The following is a 21,706-nucleotide window of genomic DNA, read 5'->3' as shown; positions in this document are numbered from 1 at the left end:
AAAAGTAATATATTAAAAGGATGCCAATGCATTTAGGCAGATTGTTCCAACGCAGCGTGCATATGTACGGCAGCCGGCCGGCCCTGGTCTCGGGCGACTCGGAAAGCACGGACTACGCCGGGCTGGATCGGCAGATCCGGGCGATGGCGCACTGGATGCGCCACGACCTGGGCCTCGAGCCGGGCGACCGGCTCATGCTGGCCATGAAGAACTGCTCGGAATACGCCCAGGCAATGCTGGCGGCCTGGCATGCGGGGCTGTGCGTCGTTCCCGTCAACAGCAAGCTGCATCCCAACGAAATCGATTTCATCTTGCGCGACTCCGGCTCGCGCGCCTGCCTGGCAAGCCCCGACATGCACCAGAGCCTGCGTGCCGTGGCCAATGCCATCGAAGGCCTGCAACTGGTGGATGCCGGCTCATCCGCCTGCACCTGGGCCATCCGGGGCCCTTCCATGTCCTCCGACGAACCCTTGCGGCAGGACGGTGCCACGCCTGCCTGGCTGTTCTATACCAGCGGCACGACCGGCCGCCCCAAGGGCGTAGTGCTTACCCACGCCAATCTCGTCAACATGGCCCTGAACTTCTACGTCGACGTGCAGCCCGTCTGCGAAACCGACGCCCTGCTGCATATTGCCCCGATGTCGCACGGCAGCGGCCTTTACAGCGTGCCCTACTTCATCAAGGGCGCCTTGCAGATCATTCCCGCCAGCGGCGGCTTCGACGAGACCGAGGTCTTCGCGGCCCTGAAACACCACCGCAATGTGAGCTTCTTCGCCGCCCCCACCATGGTGCAGCGCCTGGTTCGGCATGCCGCTTCGCACCGCCCCGATCTCGGTGGACTCAAATGCATGATCGCCGCCGGCGCGCCGTTCTACGTGGACGACATCAAATCGGCCGTGCGCGCTTTCGGGCCGCGCGTCGCCCAAATCTACGGCCAGGGCGAAACGCCCATGAGCATTACCGCACAGACGGCATGGCAGCTGGCCCGTGCCGTGGAGCAAGGCGACGATGCCTTCCTCGGCTCGGTGGGCCATGCGCAGACCAGCATCGACGTCAGCATCGAAGACGGCAAGGGCAATCGGCTGCCCGCGGGCGAACTGGGCGAAGTCATGGTGCAGGGGCCGACAGTGATGCAAGCCTACTGGAACAATCCCGAGGCCAGCGCCGGCACGCTGGCGGGCAACCGGCTGCATACCGGCGACATCGGCCTGCTCGACGAACGCGGCCTGCTGCACCTGAAAGACCGTTCCAAGGACGTGATCATCAGCGGCGGCTCCAATATCTACCCGCGCGAAGTCGAGGAAGCCCTGATGCAGCACCCCGATGTCGTCGAAGCTTCCGTCATCGGCATGCCCGATCCCGAATGGGGCGAGTCGGTGCTGGCCTTCGTGGTTCGCCATCCCGAATCGGCGCTCACGGCCGACGAGCTCGACGTCCTGTGCCTTGCCAGCATTGCGCGCTTCAAGCGCCCGAAGCGCTACGTCTTCCTGGATGAGCTGCCCAAGAACGCAACCGGCAAAGTGTTAAAAAGGCAGCTCCAGAACCTCATTCCACCATCATGACAGCACCGAAATCCGCCCTTTTCTCCCGCCGGGCGGGCAGCCAGACGGAAAGGGCCTACGGCCTGCTGGAAGAAATGATCGTCACCGGCGAGCTGCCGCCCGCCAGCCAGTGGTCGGAGCACGCGCTAGGCGCCAAAATAGGCCTGGGCCGGTCTCCGGTGCGCGACGCCCTGCAGAAGCTGGCGTTTCAACGCCTGGTCAGGATCGCGCCGCGCCAGGGCATTTTCATTTCCGAAATCGACTACCAGGGGCAGTTGCAGATCATCGAGGCGCGCAGGGAAATCGAACATCTCATCGTGGCGCAGGCCGCATTGCGCGCCACCGGCAAAGAGCGGCAAGCCATGGCCCGGCTCGTCCAGGAACTGAAAAAACTGAAACGCCGCCACGACATGCGCAGCTATCTGCGCCTGCATTTCGCGCTGACCAGCCAGCTGGGAACCGCTTCGCGCAACAGCTATGCGGCGGAATTCTACGCGATGCTGCAAACGCTGGCGCGCCGCTTCCTGTACTTCCATCAAAAACACCATTCCGAGCTGGAGCTGATCTGCGACCTGCACATCGGCCAGCTCGATGCAGTCATCGAGGGCCAGCCCGAAGCGGCCCGGCAAGCCGCCGCGGCCCGCAACGACTACGCCGAGAAGCTGGCGCGCGACACTATCATGGAGCTCATCGCCGCCTCCGAGGTCACCATCAAGCCCGTCGGCAAGGCGGCGGGAATATGAAGCCTGCTTAGGGTTTGCAGCCCCGGGGAGTTTCCGCCGCCCGGGCCGCCAGGACGCAGCCCGGCGTGCTGCCTGGTTAAAGCAGTATTCTTCGCAGGTCGGCCAGGGCCGAGCTTAAATACACGCTGAACCGCGCGCCCAGGGCGCCGTCTATGACGCGGTGATCGTACGACAGCGACATCGGCATCATCAGGCGCGGCGCGAACTGCTTGCCATCCCACACCGGCTTGATGGCGGTTCGGGACAAGCCCAGTATCGCCACTTCCGGCGCATTGATGATGGGCGTGAAGCCCAGCCCGCCAATGCCGCCCAGCGATGAAATGGTGAAGGTCGCGCCCTGCATGTCGGCCGGCTTGAGCTTGCCTTCGCGCGCCTGGGCCGACAGTTCCGCCATTTCCTGGGCGATCTGGGTGATGGACTTGCCGTCGGCGCCCTTGATGACGGGCACCACCAGCCCGTTGGGCGTGTCGGCCGCGAAGCCGATGTTGTAATAGTGCTTGAGGATGAGGTTCTCGCTCTTGTCGTCCAGGGACGAATTGAAAGCGGGAAACTGCTTGAGCGCGGCCACGCTGGCCTTGATCGCAAACGCCAGCAAGGTAAGCTTGACACCGGATTTGCTGCTTGCGTTGGCGTTCTTGCGAAACTCTTCCAGGTCCGTGACGTCGGCCTCGTCGTATTGGGTGATATGCGGAATCATCACCCAGTTGCGATGCAGGTTGGGACCGCTGATTTTCTGGATGCGCGACAGCGGCTGCAACTCGGTAGGACCGAACCTGGAGAAATCCAGCGATGGCCAAGGCAGCAGGTCCAGGCCTGCTCCGCCGCGTTTTGCCGACGCGCCCGAACCGCCGCCGCCCACCACCGCCTTGATGTAGGCCTGCACGTCGCTGCGCTGGATGCGGTTCTTGGGGCCGGTGCCGGTGATGCGCGCCAGATCCACGCCCAGCTCACGCGAATACCGGCGCACCGAAGGCGAGGCATGGGCAACGCTGGACGAGGCCTCTTCGCTTGCGGACTTTCCCGCGGCCAGAGAGTGTGCATCGCCGGGAATCGCAGCCGCCGGAGCCGGAGCAGCTACCGCAGGCGCACGTTGCGCCTCGGCCGGCGCACTGGCCGTCGGCACGGAGCTTGAAGAAGCCGGCGCCGAAGCGGACGGAACTTGCTGCTCGGACCCGGCATCAGGAACAACCGCCGTTTCAGGTTCCGAGATGGAAACCGCGCCCGCCTCGGCAGCCAAGGCCGGAGCCTGTATCGCCGCTTGCGCGTCCTGGAGTTCGATGCTGGCCAGCACGGAGCCTTCGGCCACTTTGTCGCCGACCTTGACCTTCAATTCCTTGACCACGCCGGCGTGGCTCGCAGGAATCTCCATGCTGGCCTTGTCCGATTCCACGGTGATGACGGACTGATCCACCGCAATGCTGTCTCCGGGCGCGACCAGCAGCTCGATGACCTCGACCTCGCTGAAGTCGCCTATGTCCGGAACCTTGATTTCGATGATGCTCATGATGCGGCCAGCCCCTTACACCGACGCCGGCAGCGGCTTGGACAGATCGAGTTCCAGCGCCTGCGCAAACTGCCTGATCGCTTCGGGATTCTTGCCGCGCATCAGTTCGCTGAACGCCGTGTACGCGATCCAGCGCGCATCGACCTCGAAGAAGTCGCGCAGGTTGGCGCGCGTATCGCTGCGCCCGAAGCCGTCGGTGCCCAGCGTGACGCATGGGGCGGGCACAAAAGCCCGGATGCTGTCGGCCACCGCGCGCACATAGTCGCTGGCGGCGATGACGGGCGCGGCACTGCCGGCAAGCTGCTGCGTCACGAAGGGCTGCCTGGAATCCACACCCAGGCGCTCGTCGCGCTGGGCCGCGACGCCGTCGCGCGACAACTCGGTAAAGCTGGTCACGCTCCAGACCTCGGCATCGACGCCCTGCTTTTCCTTGAGCAATGCCGCCGCCGCAATGGCTTCCTTGAGAATGGGCCCGGAAGCCAGCAAGCGCACGTCGGCGTTCTTCCGCGGCTGCAGGCAGTACATGCCGCGCTTGATGCCCTCTTGCGCGCCATCGGGCATGCTTGGCTGCGCGTCGTTCTCGTTGCTGACCGTAACGTAGTAGAAGACGTCTTCGTTGTTGTCCAACATGCGCCGCATGCCGTCCTGCATGATGACGGCGACTTCATACGCATAGGCCGGATCGTACGAAACGCAATTGGGCACGGTGGAAGCCAGCAGATGGCTGTTGCCGTCCTGGTGCTGCAGCCCTTCGCCGGCCAGCGTGGTGCGGCCGGACGTGGCGCCGATAAGAAAGCCCCGCGCCCGCTGGTCGGCAGCCGCCCAGATGAGATCGCCGATGCGCTGGAAGCCGAACATGGAGTAGTAGATATAGAACGGCAGCATAGGCGTGCCATGCACGGAATAGCTGGTCGCCGCGGCCGTCCACGACGCAATCGCCCCCGCCTCGGTAATGCCTTCTTCCAGAATCTGCCCATCGATGATTTCGCGATACGCCAGGATGGAGCCGATGTCTTCCGGTTCGTACAACTGGCCTTGCGAAGAATAGATGCCCACCTGCCTGAACAGGTTCGCCATGCCGAAGGTGCGGGCTTCGTCGGCCACGATGGGCACAACATGCCTGCCCAGGCCCGGATCCTTCAACAAGCCGCCCAGCATGCGCACGATGGCCATGGTGCTGGACATTTCCTTGCCGTCGGCCTGCAGCGCGAACTTGGCATAGGACTCGATGGCCGGCACCTCCAGTTGAACATGCTCGGTATTCCGGCGCGGCATGAAGCCGCCCAGTTCGGCCCGCCGCTTGAGCAGATGCTTCATTTCGGCGCTTTCAGGGGCCGGCTTGTAGAAGGCCAGCGCCTCGCAGTCCGCATCGGAAATGGGCAGGCGGAAGCGATCGCGGAATTCGAGCAAGGTGTCGGCATCCAGTTTTTTCTGCTGGTGGGTCGTCATCTTGCCCTGGCCCGCCGCCCCCATGCCGAAGCCCTTTTTCGTCAGGGCCAGGATCACGGTGGGACGGCCGCGATGATTCGCCGCCGCGTGGTAGGCCGCATGGATTTTTTTCATGTCGTGGCCGCCGCGCCGCAGACGATCGATCTCGTCGTCGGTCAGCATGTCGGCAATGGCCTTCAGCCCCGGCGTCTGACCGAAGAAGTGCTCGCGGTTGTAGGCGCCATCGTTGGCGGCAAACGTCTGGAGCTGGCCATCCACCGTGCGGCCCAGGACTTCGGCCAGCTCGCCGGTTTTATCGCGGGCGAACAGCGGATCCCAGTCGGCGCCCCACAGCAGCTTGATGACGTTCCAGCCCATGCCGCCGAAGGTGGTCTCCAGCTCGTCGACGATGCGGCCATTGCCGCGCACCGGGCCGTCCAGCCTCTGCAGATTGCAGTTGACGACGAACACCAGGTTGTCGAGGTGTTCGCGCGAGGCCAGGCTGAGCGCCGCCAGGGATTCGGGCTCGTCCATCTCGCCGTCGCCGAACACGCCCCAAACCTTGCGGCCCTGGCTCGCCATCAGGCCACGATTTTCCATATAGCGCATGAAACGCGCGTGGTAGATGGCGCTGATCGGGCCCAGGCCCATCGAACCCGTGGGAAACTGCCAGAAGCTGTCCATCAGCCAGGGATGCGGGTATGACGACAGTCCCCGCTTGCCGTGCTTCTTGGCTTCGATTTCGCGGCGGAACAATGCCAGCTCTTCTTCGTTCAGGGTGCCTTCGAGAAAGGCCCGCGCATAGATGCCGGGCGCCGAATGCGCCTGGAAGTACACGAGATCGCCCCCGAAGCTGTCGGTGCGGGCGCGAAAGAAATGGTTGAAGCCGACCTCGAACAGGTCCGCCGCCGAGGCATAGCTGGCAATATGGCCGCCCAGCTCGCTGGATACGCGGTTGGCGCGCACCACCATGGCCAGCGCGTTCCACCGGATGAGGCTGCTCAGGTGCAGTTCCATCTCCAGGGCATCGGAGCCGCCCGGGAAAGGCGGCTCGTCCGGGACCCGGATGGTGTTCACATACGGCGTCGTGCGGGACTGCCGCCAGTCCAGGCCCATTTGCTGGGCCACCGTGCTTAATTGTGTGAGCAGGTAGCGGGCCCTTTCGGGGCCGGCGGCCTGCACGACACCGCGCAAGGCGTCGAGCCATTCGGCGGTTTCAAGGGCGTCGGTATCGGTGTTCAAGTAGTTGGCTGATGACATTTCCATGGTGCTCGTTCCTGTCGGTTCATACAAAACAGAATAAGCCCAATGACGCCGCACATGGAACCAAAATAAGCTTAGGAAATTACCGGAATAAGCATAAAATGCGTCAATATCGCCAACCACAGATAAAAAATACCGATATGGAACTGGATACCATAGATTTACGCATTTTGCGGATCTTGCAGAACGACTCCAAGATCAGCAATGTCGAGCTTGCCAAGAAGATCAATCTCTCGGCGTCGCCCACGTTGGCCAGGGTCAAGAACCTGGAAACCCAGGGCGTGATTTCCCGCTACGTGGGCCTGGTCGACCCGGCCGCCCTGGGCCTGAAAATGACGGTGTTCATCCAGGTAAGCCTGGACAGGCAGGAATCGGCCACCCTGAACCGCTTCGAAGAGGAAGTCGTGCAGTTCAACCAGGTCATGGAGGTATACCTGATGACCGGCGACGAAGACTACCTGCTGCGCATCGTCGTGCCCGACATCCAGTCACTGGAACGCTTCATCCTGGATCACCTGACCAAGATTCCGGGCATCAAGAAGATCCGTTCGAGCTTCGCGCTGAAGCAGGTGAAATACAAGACGGCGTTGCCGGTGGATATATGAAGAAAGAATGGAAGTGCGGTGTTGCCGTGGAGGGGCGCCATTCTCCAGCTCGGCGCAACCTTATGGGGTGTCTCTCATGTAGTGGTCTCGGGAGACCCCAGCGATCAGCCCGGCGTCTTTCTGTCGTCGCGGCAACGTGTAGGGTATACGCACAATTGGGAAGAAGACACCGGGCTGAACACTGAACGTCACCCGCATATTTGGCCTCTACATGCGGAACACCCCATTCTGCCCGGGGAATAACGCCCCTCCACAGCAATCACCCTTACAGTTGACCCGGACGATCATTGACATCTATATCCTCGTACTCGTACGTCTGGAACTTGGATTAGCGTCGGGTCGCGATTGCCCCCGCATACGCGAGGAACACTGGTCCGGCTACGCCCTCGTCCGTGGCGGCTGCGGTTCATCCCCGCATACGCGGGGAACACCTCTGCTGCGGTCCCGTCAATTTGGACATATTCGGTTCATCCCCGCATACGCGGGGAACACTGCATTATTGATGGCATCGACCGCATCCGACCCGGTTCATCCCCGCATACGCGGGGAACACGCCATTTACTCGGTCGGCGTAGGTGGCAGCCTCGGTTCATCCCCGCATACGCGGGGAACACCAGTCCCGTGTCGGGCACGGCCACACCCGTTTCGGTTCATCCCCGCATACGCGGGGAACACGCGGCGGCTGAGCGGCCGGACTGATGCCGAAACGGTTCATCCCCGCATACGCGGGGAACACAATTGCGCGAATAGCATCCCTGATCATGCCGCCGGTTCATCCCCGCATACGCGGGGAACACGCGATCAAAGCGCCCGGTTCGCGTCATGCAATCGGTTCATCCCCGCATACGCGGGGAACACATAGGCGTATGACAGAAATCAGGCAGGCGACTCGGTTCATCCCCGCATACGCGGGGAACACTTCTGGCGACAGTCGAAATAAGCCTGTACCAGCGGTTCATCCCCGCATACGCGGGGAACACCAGCGCTGATGGTCGAGCCGCATGCGTATGGTCGGTTCATCCCCGCATACGCGGGGAACACTGTTTTCCGCTACTAAAGAGCTGCACTGTCTTCGGTTCATCCCCGCATACGCGGGGAACACTAACTGCCACGCAAATAGCTAAACGGTTTGGGCGGTTCATCCCCGCATACGCGGGGAACACCGTCAACATCAATTTCCATGCCGCCAAGAAAGCGGTTCATCCCCGCATACGCGGGGAACACCAGGCCACACTCGGCCGATGAACCACGAACAGCGGTTCATCCCCGCATACGCGGGGAACACACGACGTACCTGAACAAGAAGCTAGGGCCATACGGTTCATCCCCGCATACGCGGGGAACACGGTATGCTGAATGGATCCCCGCCGTTCCAATACGGTTCATCCCCGCATACGCGGGGAACACGGTTTCAACCTATTAACTGCTGCATACGCCGCCCGGTTCATCCCCGCATACGCGGGGAACACCCAAAACACCCCATGCCCACGTTGATAAATTACGGTTCATCCCCGCATACGCGGGGAACACGCTACCGGAACCTAGACCGCCTGAATAAGATTCGGTTCATCCCCGCATACGCGGGGAACACGTGTGATTGGGTGGCCCTACGGGCGGCCAACGCGGTTCATCCCCGCATACGCGGGGAACACGCCGATACCGCGCCACCTGCCACGATGGTACGCGGTTCATCCCCGCATACGCGGGGAACACGTTTGCAATTTGACGCGACCAATTTTGTTTTCCGGTTCATCCCCGCATACGCGGGGAACACTGAGCTTTTAAAACAATGTCAATCGCTGTTTGCGGTTCATCCCCGCATACGCGGGGAACACAAAAAGTGAAAAGGATAGTTTGATTGCAAAAGCGGTTCATCCCCGCATACGCGGGGAACACCCCTGAGTCGTCGCCTGATACGACTGAGAACCCGGTTCATCCCCGCATACGCGGGGAACACTTCGCCTAAAAAACACGCTGATAATATATAAGCGGTTCATCCCCGCATACGCGGGGAACACTTGCGTGGTAGGCCTGGGCACAGATGGCAATGCGGTTCATCCCCGCATACGCGGGGAACACTGGCGCAGCTCGGCCGCATCGGCCGCATGGATGCGGTTCATCCCCGCATACGCGGGGAACACGCGATGCCGTTGGCTTTGCAGATCTCGATGATCGGTTCATCCCCGCATACGCGGGGAACACTAGCAACTCAACTGCAGCTACCTCTCTCGGGCCGGTTCATCCCCGCATACGCGGGGAACACGAACCATGCTTAGGAACCAAACCCAGCAGTGGCGGTTCATCCCCGCATACGCGGGGAACACGGACGAACGGTTAGACTACTGGCACACAATGCCGGTTCATCCCCGCATACGCGGGGAACACAGCTTTACGTGATGTTGCCATGATTTATTTTCCGGTTCATCCCCGCATACGCGGGGAACACCCCTTCGATAATTTCGTGGATCACGACTTCATCGGTTCATCCCCGCATACGCGGGGAACACGCGGTGGCCTTGGATTTTGGCTTGGGGGTAAGACGGTTCATCCCCGCATACGCGGGGAACACGCGTCCCCATCGATCACGTCGCCCGGCTGAACCGGTTCATCCCCGCATACGCGGGGAACACTGCGGAGGCCCAGAAAGCGCGTGATTATAATGCGGTTCATCCCCGCATACGCGGGGAACACCGCGTACCACCGCGTGCATCACGCTCCAGCAGCGGTTCATCCCCGCATACGCGGGGAACACTACTGTTTAAGCTGGTATTGAATATCCTCGCCCGGTTCATCCCCGCATACGCGGGGAACACTGCGCCCACTGCTGCAGCCGTTCATCCACCCACGGTTCATCCCCGCATACGCGGGGAACACGACATGGTGCTGCGAGAGCTGGCCAAGATCGGCGGTTCATCCCCGCATACGCGGGGAACACTCAACGATTGGCGACGGGCGATACATCGTCAACGGTTCATCCCCGCATACGCGGGGAACACGATTCGCTGATGATTTTGGGCCTCAAAACCCTCGGTTCATCCCCGCATACGCGGGGAACACGCCACCGGCATTGATGGCGAGGTGGAAAGCCTCGGTTCATCCCCGCATACGCGGGGAACACGCATAGAACGTGGGCTCGCCCTTCAATCCCTTGCGGTTCATCCCCGCATACGCGGGGAACACGGGCAAAATCATCGCCAATAACTCCTTACTGACGGTTCATCCCCGCATACGCGGGGAACACGCCCTTCCCGTCGAATTTTCCAGGCACCCTGTCGGTTCATCCCCGCATACGCGGGGAACACACCATGCCATGGTACGCCGTGCCGCTGGCCATCGGTTCATCCCCGCATACGCGGGGAACACACTGGCGTTACCTACAGCGCCGTGCAGTTCATCGGTTCATCCCCGCATACGCGGGGAACACCTGCGGCTGTTACAAAATAATCTGAAATAGTGCGGTTCATCCCCGCATACGCGGGGAACACGCGAGCGGAGGACGAGCGAGGCGGCGGCATATCGGTTCATCCCCGCATACGCGGGGAACACTCACTACGACGGAAACGTACTTGTCAGACTGGCGGTTCATCCCCGCATACGCGGGGAACACGGTTGTAACAAGAAGTAATAGTTTAAATATAGCGGTTCATCCCCGCATACGCGGGGAACACTGCATCATGCCTCGGCCGTGCTTTCCGACCTGCCGGTTCATCCCCGCATACGCGGGGAACACTTGGGGCGGGTGAATCAGACCATGGGGCAAGGCGGTTCATCCCCGCATACGCGGGGAACACCTCTTTAAAACTGTTTCCCCTCACTGTTGATCCGGTTCATCCCCGCATACGCGGGGAACACACTTTCCGCAAACCCTTAATACATAAGGGAAATTCAACAAAGAAGAATTGTACCGATTTTTCTGGTTGTTAAAGAGCGTCTGGATCTGTTGACACTATTGGCCGAAAAGACACCAATCGAAGTCCATCAAAATCAGTCGGAACGCGCCGATTTTCTCCTAAAGTTTGAAATTCATAGCCCGATTCATTACGACTTCCCCAAGCCATAACAACACTCCCCTCCGAATACCCTTCTTGCAACTGCTCCCACAACATCTCGCGCGTGCGCCGCGATACATCGCCGATATAAACACCAGCACGCACCTCTAGCAACCAAATAGCCATACGGCCACGTAAACGCGGGGGGACATTTTCAGTAACGACAACAGTAAAACTCATGACAAGCGCCGTTCAAAAAAATTTCTTATTGAGTACGATGCCCAGCATCGCCAATGCTTTGCGGGTTCGGAATAGCGGGAAGAACGGACTCAGGCGGTGTCGTAGGCGGTTCTATTTCGCCCGCAGCCAATACATCTTCAATAGAAGGAATAATTTTCTCTAATAGTTTGCTGCTACGAAATAGATCGCGACAACCTTGACGGACTTCCCGTTCCGGCTGAAATGGAGATTTGGATGCAATGCTGAATGCAAGTGGTACAACGGTCTCGAATTTAAATAAATCGGCAATGTCATAGACAAATGAAAGCGGCTTACCTGTATGGATAAACCCTACGGCCGGAGCATAACCCGCCGCTAAAACGGCTGCCTCAGTAATGCCATATAAACAGGAAGTAGCCGCTGACAAACATCGGTTGGGGATATCAGCAGCGTCCCACTGATGCCGATCATAATTTCGAGCGCGCCAATTGACTTTGTATTGCTGAGCCAAAAGTTTATAGGTTTCGCGTACACGCGCACCCTCGATGCCACGCAACTGCTCAATACTTCGGCGTTGTGGCGCCACTTCACCAAAACGCAATTCGTACATCTTGCGCACGACCTTGAGGCGCAAATCATCATCTAAAGCCAACTTGGCCTGATACAAGAGCCGATCGGCGCGCGCGCCTCCCGGTTGACCACTAGCATACAAACGTACGCCAGATTCTCCTACCCACACAAGTAGAGTTCCAACGGTAGAAGCCAGATGCACAGCCGCATGGGATACCCGCGTACCCGGCTCCAACATAATACATGCCACCGACCCCACCGGTATCAGCATTCGTACACCGTTCTGGTCGATGACAGCAAACGCTCCATCCTGCACATCGATCTGGCCATACTGAATGAAAACCATCGAGATACGGTCTTTCATAGGTAATGGCTTGATGGGTGGAAGCATGCAAAGCCCTCCTTTCGGTTAATGTCTGATTTCCGCGAGGCTGAGCAAACCAAAACCAAATGCTTTGCCTGGGCCAATACCACCCTCAACAGCGGCCGCCAATCGGGTTATATCAGCAGCGGCCAAAACACCCTCATAGCAAGCGCGTTGCAAACTGATGCCAATATCGCGTTTATGCGTTTTCAACATATCGCTAGCCATCACAACAGCAGACTCAAGCTCAAAACCATGTCGCTCCCCCTGTCTGCTCAACCAAGCTAACTGGTCCACTTCCGAAGCAAGGCCATAGCGCTTCCCGTCGCGCGACACCGTGGGATTGGCAAACAAACGAAAACGGTATCGCCGCAGAGGCTGCATCCAATCGCCCAGATCAAGCATCTTGGTTTCTGGAAGAAGCTTTAAATAATTTGGTTCTACCTGCAGAAACTGCCAATCTGCCGTATGAGAGGACTGAACAAGTAAAACCGGTGGGGTTCCCCAACTCACCTGCGGCTCGAGCCGCCACAAAAAGCGTGGGGGAGTTTGCTCCCCATCAACGGCAAATGCTCGCACCAAGGTTCGATGCATGTCATAGGGACTAGCCAAATCTCGACGCGCCTGGGCGCTGCGAGAATCAAGCGTTAGCCGGGTCAAATACATGCTTACCCTCCACAGCCATAAGAACTGATTTCACAAAACGCGGGCCAAAACGCCGTTCGGAAAATGGAGCGACCGGTTGATCCAAACGCACAACGCCCTCTACATCGTCTTCCAAAACAACACGCAAAGTAACAGCTGGCGACTTGGAATCCAGCAACAGCGGCCAGCCTTCCAGGGCATGTTGTAAAGGCTCTTCTACAACCGCGTTACGCATATGGACGGGTAGAGATGGCACAAAGCTTTTACGTCCTAAAGCTAGGGGCCAACAAGGTTCTTTCAAAGCGGCATGGATCCGCTCCAACAAAACGCGCTCACCCTCCAGCCCCACAAGAAACACTGCATCTGAAAGATAATGACGCGGACTAACGACTGTTCGCAACATATCAGGTTTTCCACTGGAAGCAATTACCACGCCAGTAGCTGTTTGATAGTCGCGCATCAATACCCCTTCACGGTCTACACGCACCCCCATGCGCAAGGCAGCCAAATCATCCACCGATTCTGCTCGGTCGCGCCCCAGAGCGGCACAAATCAAGCCAAGCACACCCGACTTCGACGGCTCAAGCTGAGAGTCGCGCTCGTCGAAGCGGCTGGTCGTGCCCCAGGACTGCATAGGCCCCTGCAGCCGCAGCAGCAATGTGCTCATCCCTTACTCCCCTAGTTTTCGGTCGACCAGATGACTTACCTTCTGCACGAGTTCAGGCAAGCTGGAGGCCTTATCACCTTTACTCTGAGGCCACGAACCGGTGAGATCAAGATAAAGCCATTGATCATCAACCGCTGCATATGCTGCGGCAAGCTGCTCTTCGTAAGTACCCATATGCTCAACCGATTGCTGCGTCAGCGCCTTTCCGGCGCGTGGTGCAACGGGCCGCTCAAAAGCATTGGCCAGGCTCAAAGGAGAGCCATGGCGCAGGCTGACTCCTATGAACTCCGGAGGGTTATGCGCCGCAAAGCTGTTTTGCTTGCCCGTGGGAATAGCACGCGCAATAGCCTCGGTAAAGGCGGCTACAGAAGAAAGCGCCAATTCGCGATCATCCTGCAAGTTTTTGCGTAACTTGTTCACATCAAGCACTGCATAGCGATAGAAGGTGGCCGAGTTGAACTCGATTTGACCGATCATGCCCGCGCCGGTTTCATCTTCGTCTCCCCTATCATCGACGGCTGTGAAATAGTCAAATTCGCGCTCCACACGGTGGGTGCTGATCGCATGAGCCACCTGGCATGCAGCTTCTTTATTAACAGCCGGTAGGTCTGCCAGCATACGGCCAAACAGCGCCACATCCACGGCCTTACCTCCATCAAGCAATGCCTTTGCCTGCTTGGTGATTTCAGCCGGCATTGCCGCTTTGCTGTCCTTCTTGCTTTTCTTGTCGCCCCCTACCGGCAAGTCGTCCCAATGTTGCTGAATCAGGTCAGCAAAGGCTGTTACTTCGTTCTCGCCCAAAAACAGCAGGTACTCCGTCTTGCCATCGTCCTTGAGCTTCAGCCCCGCTGCGGAAAGCGCAGCAGCAACTTTCCCTTTGGCTTCCTCCAGATCACGGTCACTCAGCCTTTCAAGTAATAAGGACTGAAGCTTTTTTGTCCGTATCCCGCGGTTCTCGGATGGCAAAAGATCATACTCGGACGCGGCCTGGCGAATTGCTCTCTTAATACACTGGCTACTAATGCGCGCCCGGCGCTGACCACCGAAGATAGCGTCCTTGGGTGCCCCGGTATCGTCACGGTTGAGATTGGAAGGAGCAAAATTCTGGATCAGGTGAAACTCAAGAAATAAACTCATGGTGGATTTCCTTTACAAGTCGTTGGCTTGGCCAGTTATGATGTCTGTGTCGCTAGGCACTTCGGTCAGGGCCGCCCGGTAAAAGTCGCGAGCCCAGGACTGGCGTAATCTGTCGATATCAGCGTCGGGACGCATCCATTGCGACAGCGCATCCAGCAACGCGGCGTAATTCAAGCCGATGTCATCAGCAGCCAGCAGACTTATCACCAGACGCAGATAGCTGAAGATATTTCCGGCATCCGCTCCAAGCAGCGCCAGAAAACGGTTTTCGATGCTGGCGCTGTAGTCTTTACCTGCCGACGCTTCACGTTTTCTGGCAAGCAACCCAAACGCGGCGGATAAACTTCGTTCATGTTGCTGCGGATGTCGAGCATACAGCGCCGCCACGGCATATAACGCGAGGCGGCGCGCATCGCGCTCGTAGCTTGCTGCGCCAGCAAATCGCTCTACATAAGGAAACGCCCTGGGATACGTGCCTGGTTCGAAAGCGAGGCTATGGCGCAGAACAGCCAATGCCCCTCGGTCTCGGTCCCTAAGAACCGTCAAATGCCGGACAAACTGTTCAGAATGTTCGCTCACGCTGCTATCTCCTTTCTGGACGAAGGTGGATTTATTAACGGCACATGTTTATTTAACAAGCCATGAAATCTTGGCAGGAATTTAGCGTTCGCACGCAAGGCTCGAGGCAAAAAACCCATGTCAGCTACGACGTGTCCCCAGGCCAACAAGGCACTGCGTCGCAAAATGGAATCCCAGCACTCATCAGCCCCTTCAAATTGCCCTTCGCCCAACAGTTGCAGAATTTGCACCAACGCTCTCTCGGCAGCGGCAAAATAGCTGGCGGAGAACATGCCTGTCTCCAGCAGACTTCGGGCACGACCGCGCGTATCCTTACTGTCGGAATCGGGCAAGGTTTCAGCCAACATTCGTACTGCCAAGTTGTTTATATCTTTGAATAAGGTTTCTGCACGCTCCACCAGCGTGCGCAAATAAGCAGCCCGTTCCGCGTTCTGCAACAGTGCTACGGGAAGGCTGATCTGCTCAGAGCGCCAGCGCAGCAACTTCGCCTGATCGCTGGCCAAACCAGCGACCAACAGTGGCTGGTAAACCCTCTCATCGCTGATTTCCTCATGCAAGCTGACAGCGCTATTCAACACCGCGGGCGCCCGGCTGTCTTCCCCGGGCTTTGGATCAGGGTTAGGTAGCAAAGCGGGAAGATCACGCCACATGGCACGCCCCCCATTAAACGTAAGCCGCACCAAGCCATTACTACCCGCGCGAAACGCAGCCATTGGATCTGGCGCGTTAGCATCTTCACCCAAGGCCCAGCCCGCGGCAAAACGCAGCCAGCGAATATTTCCATCTTTTTCAGGCACAAACAGCACAGCACGACTTAAACGTGTATAGCGATCATTGGCGCCCGTCGCCAACACAGGAGCGCCACGCAATTGAGCAAGTGTTAGCGGGGCTAGCTCCCACGCTGGCAGGTCGGGCTCAGCATGCTGCCTTGCTGGAGGATGCAACCCCAGCACCAGGGTCTGCGCCAAAGTTGAACCTATAGGAATCACGGCAGCCGTATTGGCCAATGCACCAGCCTTGTCCGCATCCCGCAGGGTCTTGACCAACCCGCCTGGCGTAAACTGTAAAAAGCCCAACAAAGTACGCACTGCGCTCGCGGGACTAATCGCCTTCGGAGCACCGTCATATGCGTGGTCGAATACCACAGGCATATTACCGCTGGCACTGGCCAGCGATATTTGCGTCCATGGTTTGTACTTGTCCCGTGTTTCTTCAGCCGTTGCCAACACCGCCGCCTGCATGAAGGGAAACTCAGGATGAAACAGCCAGAAGCGGTCACGCCACTGTTCCAGATAAGCATCCAGCACCGCTGTCGGCAACCCCTCACGATACCAACGAACCCGATCCTTGACTTTCCAGTTCCCGATCTCGAGCGTCAGGGCGCGGTGAACTATTGCCAATAGCAAACGATGTTGCGCCACCAGATTGGGCGGCTCAGTTTCGGCCAGCGCGACAATTTCACTGCTTCGGGCAAGCACTTCACGCAAGCTAAAGTCAACAACCCGCCTATCGACTAGGCGCACTGGCAACCACGGTTCGTCCAACAGGTTGAAAGCGCCGCTCATAAACGCATCCCCCAGTAACATTTTTTACATAAGTAAATATTATTTTATATAAGGTTGAATGGTCAATAAGATTTTTATGATTTACAATCGGAACCCAGAATCTGCTAGTTTGTCGCAGGCTCCCTTGAGGGGGATGAACCGGTTGAATGGTCTATAACCATTTCCAATCAATATGATTTCCCTGCATCAGCAGGGATGCGCGGATCCCCTTCCGCTTTTTCAAAAACCAAGCCCAGTTCTCGATCCAGCATCACATTCAAGTTGCCCAGCCTGTAACACCTATCAACCAGAATCAGCGGATAAAAGTGTCGCAGCACCGCATTCTCGGCGAACGATGCGGGCGCCTGCCCGTATTGATTCAATTGAAAATGCTTGACTACCGCCGTTTTGGAAACGGCGATCTGTCGGCTGTAGAGTTTTCGAACGGTCTGACCATCCAACCTCTGATCGGGTTGAAAAACAACCCCATCAACCTGCCATCCACCCTCAACCTTTTCCACAGGAATTAACATCACTGTGTTACGTCCAAGACGGGTCTCATTGCGCAGATCGTCCCCTTCTTCATTGCCTTTGGGCTTTCCCATATAGGCGTCGACCAACTCGGCCCCGCTGTCCAGCGTAATATTCATGGCCTGCTGCCGCTCTCGTTTTTCTTTGGCCAAATGCTGGCCATAAGACTCTATGTCTATGCTGCTTTGCACCGCCTCCTGCAACCCCTCCGGCAACGGATCATCGCCATAGACCCATTGCACCAAGCGCTCAATATCGTCCGGCAGATGCAATTCCGCTTCCTGCCTGAGCTTGGCCCAGGTGCGGCCGAGGATATAAGGGTCATACACAAAGCCCCAGGCTGTCGCATTCAAATCAGGAAATTCTGGCGTCAGGCCTGCCACCCAAAGCCCCGCCTGCATATGTGCCGCAGGGCGGGAACGGCTATGGCGATGCAAGCGGCCAGCGCGCTGCAATAACAAATCGACTGGAGCTAAATCGCTGAGCATGAAATCAAAATCAATATCCAGAGACTGTTCCGCAACCTGTGTTGCAATCATCAAAGCGCGCTCGGGACGCGATTTCGACAAGCCGAAATGACTAAGCACCTGTTCCTCATGCTCTCGACGCTCGTCTGCAGGAAATCGTGCATGAAACAGCAATAGCTCGATATCATCGCCCTTCAAGCGTTCGCGCAATGAGCAGTACAGCATTTGCGCCCGCTCCACCGTGTTGACGATCAATGCGCCGCAACCGCCAGCACCCAACAACTCAATGGCCTTGCCGCTCATGTCTTCCACACCTTCACCCAGACAGTGCAGTTGAATGGACGGCAGAGGCCGGCTGGAGAACGTACTTCCCCGCACACCGGCGTCATCAACCAGCAACACACGCGGGTAGGGCAGTTCCGGCACCTGACTGGCAGGTAGGCCCCAGGCTGCGAGTAATTCGTCTCGCCGCAAGCGGGGTAATGTGGCGCTCATCAGCACTACTGAACTACCCAGTGCTTTAAGCCATTGCAGCAATGCCACGATCAGGCCGGTGGTATAGGTATCGTATGCATGGATTTCATCCAGGATTACCACGCGATTTCCCAAACCCCATAACCGCACAAAATGATGCTTGACGTTAAGCGTTGCCAGCAATGCCTGATCAACCGTGCCCACGCCATAGGGTGACAACAACGGACGACGCCGTTGCGAGAACCACATCGATGCAGACAGCGTAGCGTCACGGGACTCATCAATACCGCGCAAGCGCAATAGATCATCGTTCATAGCTGCACCACCATGAACCAACTGCACATCCGTAGGGTTGTCCGCAAATTGATTCAGAAAGCTCAGAACACGCCGAAACATGGCATTCCCCGTGGCCTGAGTGGGTAAGGCTATATACAACCCCCGGTGGCCATTGCGCGCCTGCAAACGCAAATGCGCCAGAAATGCCAGTTCTGTTTTGCCTTCACCCATCGGAGCCTCCACCAACAGTAGCGATGGCCCCGCCGCTTGCTGCAATAACAGGTCACCCGCCTGCTGCAAGGGGCGAATCGACCAATCGTTATCCCTTACCATCCGCGCCAACAAGTCTCCCGTAGATGCTTCAGTATTCAAGAAGGGCTGCATAGGTCGCCAACCCACATGCTTCAATGCGTCGTGCGCCAGTTGCGCAGCATGAGCAAAATAATCAGCCAAACTGGCATGCCCTCGCTCACCCAGAGGAAACCACTCGGGATTGGAAGCGATCCAGTCGGCAGTACTGGTCAACCCTGCCAGCCAATTAACCACGGGCAAAGCCAATTCGTCGCGTTCCGGCAACCCTTCCGGAGCAAGTAACTGCCAGTAGATGTTCAGTATGGCTTTCCGTGCCTCAGCCCACTCTTCAGGCTCGGCAACGGGCTTGGCACTATTGATTTCAGTGGGTGAGAAATGGTAGCCATGATGGGCGCCAATAGCTCGAACGACAGCTCGAAGCCAGCCTCGCTCCGCTCCGGTCACGCTTCGCAGCACCGGCTCAAGCAATGCCGCAGTAGCACAGGAATGATTATCCACCGCGCATGCAGCGGTAGGGAATGCCAGCCCTTGCGACATGTCAGCTTGCATTCCCTCCGGCCACTTGGCCTGAAAGCCAGGAATAGCCTTGCCAAAATCATGTAGGCCTACAACAGCAGCCACCCAGCGCTTTGCCTGCTCTACTGGTATCCCCATTTGCGCAGAAACCCACTGTAGGCTGGATACAGGCTCCATATTCATAATCGTCTCGGCAACAGCCGCCACATCCAGCATATGCGTCAACAAACCGTGCCCGGCGCCCTCGCCACTCTTGGCCCAGATGCCTCTTGCCCTAGACGGGATCGGAGAACCTCGGTCGACCAATTGGCTGCAACCGGATGTCGCCGTCACGCCAGAACTCATTTTGCAGCTCCTTTAATCGAGTGACGCTGGCGGTAGTTGCCGGCCTCGTTCCTTATGAATTAACAGCCATCCCTCTACTGACGACAAATAACCTCCTCGCGCTGAGCCCACGTCAACTGATCGAACCCGCGCTTAGGGAAGTATTTTTATGAATGCTTTTGTAGCATGATTGTCTGTCTTCAGAGCCGATAACCACCTCCTCGTAAACACCAATATCAGCGCACCACCAGCAGCGCCGGATACCTCTTGGCACGAAGCTCGGCAACCACCTTTTCAGTCAGCTTCCAGGCGTCGCCTTTGAGTCGAACCACCAGTTGCAACCAAACACGCTCAAAGACATCTATCGCGTCGTCGTCGTTGAAACGCACGCCGGCGGGCAGCAACGGCGCAACGTCTTCCGTCAGGCTGCGCGTCAATTTCTCCAGCATGCGCTGCTCGGCGATCGCACGCGTGATGGGTTTGCCTTCCAACGCAAGACAGTGCTCGAAGCAGGCCACCAACTTGTCGGTGTCAAGCGCCAGTTCTTTCAGCCCCTCCCCGAGATCGAACAGGTCTCGATTCTTGCGCCGCTGCAAGAGAGCACGCAGCTTGGTGCCGAATAATTCCTCAGGCTCAAAAGACGCGATCTCGGTCTTGCCCTGATACCAATCATTCTCCACAGTAAAGGGATAGTGGCGAACGCCGAGCAGGCTCTCATGTTCGCGAGTGTTGATTTCGACCTTCAACTTCAGCTCCGATTCCGCGTCGACTTCGGGTGCGAACCGGAATACCAGGTGCATCGAATGCCCGGCCTGCTCCCGCCTGCACGCGCCCAACCACGACAGCGCGTTGCGGATGGCGTCAATCGTCGCGCCGATCGGCTCGGCATGCGTCTGCACTAGGTCGATGTCTTCGGAATAGCGCAGTGGTTGCCGGAACAACAGCTTATTGATCGCAGTGCCACCGCGAAAAGCAATTTTTCCGCGCAGCGCAGGCGCGTTGAACAAGTCGCACAGCGCGCGGCATATGACGAGGTCTTGCTCAACTTGTTGCAGATCAGGCCATGGAGCCACGGCACTCCAGGCCCGAAGACAGGCCAGGGGTATCAAAAATCGACCTCCACGGATTCATTGAGAATCAACTTCCACCGAGACTCTTTCTCGTAGCAGTTGGACAATTCCTTGACCAAAGGCTTGACGGAAGGATCCAATAACACCGCTGTCTTGGCTTTTTTGGTAAAGGGCCGCAAGGCATCTGCTTGCCTCATGTGTCGCATGCGTTCCAGCAAATAGCCGAGGCGGCGTACGGATGAGTTTTCGTAATGCACGGCCAGCTTGACCAGCGTAGCCGCCCTCGCCTGCCCGCCTAAATCCTTCACGATCTGAGCTACGCCGTTGATGCCTCCCGCCTTGTGGAAATAGCGTGCACAATCGAGCAACGTCAATTCGATACCCGCGACCTTCGCGAAGCCCGTCTCGCTTTTCAACGAGCCCAACCAGCCCGGCTGATTGACTTTGCCAAACGCGGACGGATTCTGATAAACGAACTCCAGACGGTGTCGACCCACCTCAAAACCACGCATCTGCTTCGGTACGATTACCTGAAATACCATGGCGGCCTGGTGCGCGGCACCATGGAACGCCGCCGCACGCAACAACGCGACCCGGTAGTCAAGCTGCAAGTATTTCATCATCGGGTCGATCCATCGAACCGGATCGGGTGCCCCGATGGCCCGATCCTCTGGACGAAGAATCAGATAAAAACCACGGCGAGGACTCACCAAGCGGTGCTTCCTGGCTTGCCGCATGAGCGCCATGTTCAGCGTCTCGGGCGATGAGCCAAGCACGGCCAACGCTTCTTCCCTTGAAAAGTAAGCGCGGCCCTGCGCGAGGCGATCCCCCATATATTGTTCGAGTGTGGCCATACCCAAATCATACGCAAAAAACAACTATTTTTGTATAGTTTGACATATGATTTGGGATTCAACCATGTAGAGATTACGCAAACG

The 21,706-nt window shown here is 58.0% G+C and carries 15 protein-coding genes and 1 CRISPR repeat array; of the genes, 3 read left to right on the top strand and 12 right to left on the bottom strand.

All coding sequences use genetic code 11. The features are described 5' to 3' along the window. Window positions 1–26: 26 nt before the first annotated feature. Both VNT00_RS05365 and VNT00_RS05360 read left to right on the top strand, forming a co-directional pair. Entirely contained in the window at window positions 27–1,562 is a 1,536-nt protein-coding gene (locus tag VNT00_RS05365; RefSeq protein ID WP_325585239.1) for an AMP-binding protein, read from the top strand. Continuing rightward, window positions 1,559–2,284 carry a GntR family transcriptional regulator gene (locus VNT00_RS05360; RefSeq protein ID WP_325585237.1) on the top strand — a complete coding sequence of 242 codons (726 nt, stop codon included), beginning with the start codon at window positions 1,559–1,561 and terminating at the stop codon, window positions 2,282–2,284. Before VNT00_RS05365 ends, VNT00_RS05360 begins: the two co-directional genes overlap by 4 nt. Before the next feature lie 76 nt (window positions 2,285–2,360). Here VNT00_RS05360 and VNT00_RS05355 read toward each other — a convergent pair whose 3' ends face one another. Both VNT00_RS05355 and mdeB read right to left on the bottom strand, forming a co-directional pair. Beyond that, complete coding sequence (locus VNT00_RS05355; RefSeq protein ID WP_325585235.1) at window positions 2,361–3,788, bottom strand: dihydrolipoyllysine-residue acetyltransferase; 1,428 nt, start codon at window positions 3,786–3,788, stop codon at window positions 2,361–2,363. Window positions 3,789–3,803: 15 nt separating this feature from the next. Continuing rightward, window positions 3,804–6,482 (bottom strand): alpha-ketoglutarate dehydrogenase, encoded by a 2,679-nt coding sequence (gene mdeB, locus VNT00_RS05350; protein ID WP_325585233.1) that lies wholly within the window; start codon window positions 6,480–6,482, stop codon window positions 3,804–3,806. Between the two features lie 137 nt (window positions 6,483–6,619). Between mdeB and VNT00_RS05345 the strand changes: the two genes are divergently transcribed. Beyond that, window positions 6,620–7,084 (top strand): Lrp/AsnC family transcriptional regulator, encoded by a 465-nt coding sequence (locus VNT00_RS05345; RefSeq protein WP_325585232.1) that lies wholly within the window; start codon window positions 6,620–6,622, stop codon window positions 7,082–7,084. Between the two features lie 402 nt (window positions 7,085–7,486). Then, a CRISPR array of direct repeats spans window positions 7,487–10,936; the repeat unit is 29 nt; unit sequence CGGTTCATCCCCGCATACGCGGGGAACAC. 68 nt (window positions 10,937–11,004) lie between these two features. Here VNT00_RS05345 and cas2e read toward each other — a convergent pair. The 10 genes from cas2e to VNT00_RS05295 form a co-directional block, all read right to left on the bottom strand. After that, entirely contained in the window at window positions 11,005–11,313 is a 309-nt protein-coding gene (gene cas2e, locus VNT00_RS05340) for a type I-E CRISPR-associated endoribonuclease Cas2e (protein ID WP_325585231.1), read from the bottom strand. A 25-nt stretch (window positions 11,314–11,338) separates the two neighbouring features. Beyond that, on the bottom strand, window positions 11,339–12,253 hold the full coding sequence (cas1e, locus tag VNT00_RS05335; protein ID WP_325585229.1) for a type I-E CRISPR-associated endonuclease Cas1e: 915 nt from the start codon (window positions 12,251–12,253) through the stop codon (window positions 11,339–11,341). Between the two features lie 18 nt (window positions 12,254–12,271). Continuing rightward, window positions 12,272–12,892, bottom strand: a complete 621-nt coding sequence (gene cas6e / locus VNT00_RS05330) for a type I-E CRISPR-associated protein Cas6/Cse3/CasE (RefSeq protein WP_325585227.1) — start codon at window positions 12,890–12,892, stop codon at window positions 12,272–12,274. Further along, a complete protein-coding gene (gene cas5e, locus VNT00_RS05325) occupies window positions 12,867–13,538 on the bottom strand; it encodes a type I-E CRISPR-associated protein Cas5/CasD (protein WP_325585225.1) in 672 nt (223 codons plus the stop codon). Before cas5e ends, cas6e begins: the two co-directional genes overlap by 26 nt. Window positions 13,539–13,541: 3 nt before the next feature. Continuing rightward, window positions 13,542–14,675, bottom strand: a complete 1,134-nt coding sequence (gene cas7e, locus VNT00_RS05320) for a type I-E CRISPR-associated protein Cas7/Cse4/CasC (protein WP_325585223.1) — start codon at window positions 14,673–14,675, stop codon at window positions 13,542–13,544. Between the two features lie 12 nt (window positions 14,676–14,687). Then, window positions 14,688–15,254 carry a type I-E CRISPR-associated protein Cse2/CasB gene (casB, locus tag VNT00_RS05315; protein ID WP_325585221.1) on the bottom strand — a complete coding sequence of 189 codons (567 nt, stop codon included), beginning with the start codon at window positions 15,252–15,254 and terminating at the stop codon, window positions 14,688–14,690. Then, window positions 15,251–16,819 (bottom strand): type I-E CRISPR-associated protein Cse1/CasA, encoded by a 1,569-nt coding sequence (casA, locus tag VNT00_RS05310; protein ID WP_325585219.1) that lies wholly within the window; start codon window positions 16,817–16,819, stop codon window positions 15,251–15,253. The genes casB and casA overlap by 4 nt, the downstream gene beginning before the upstream one ends. A gap of 167 nt (window positions 16,820–16,986) precedes the next feature. Then, complete coding sequence (gene cas3 / locus VNT00_RS05305) at window positions 16,987–19,719, bottom strand: CRISPR-associated helicase Cas3' (RefSeq protein WP_325585217.1); 2,733 nt, start codon at window positions 19,717–19,719, stop codon at window positions 16,987–16,989. 215 nt (window positions 19,720–19,934) lie between these two features. Further along, a complete protein-coding gene (locus VNT00_RS05300) occupies window positions 19,935–20,771 on the bottom strand; it encodes a nucleotidyl transferase AbiEii/AbiGii toxin family protein (protein ID WP_325585215.1) in 837 nt (278 codons plus the stop codon). A gap of 32 nt (window positions 20,772–20,803) precedes the next feature. Continuing rightward, a complete protein-coding gene (locus tag VNT00_RS05295) occupies window positions 20,804–21,622 on the bottom strand; it encodes a type IV toxin-antitoxin system AbiEi family antitoxin domain-containing protein (protein ID WP_325585213.1) in 819 nt (272 codons plus the stop codon). Window positions 21,623–21,706: the final 84 nt, after the last annotated feature.

This window comes from Eoetvoesiella sp. (genome assembly GCF_035555955.1).
Taxonomy (GTDB): domain Bacteria; phylum Pseudomonadota; class Gammaproteobacteria; order Burkholderiales; family Burkholderiaceae_B; genus Eoetvoesia.
The sequence above is the reverse complement of the archived record's forward strand: the minus strand, read 5'-3'. Positions and strand labels throughout refer to the sequence as shown.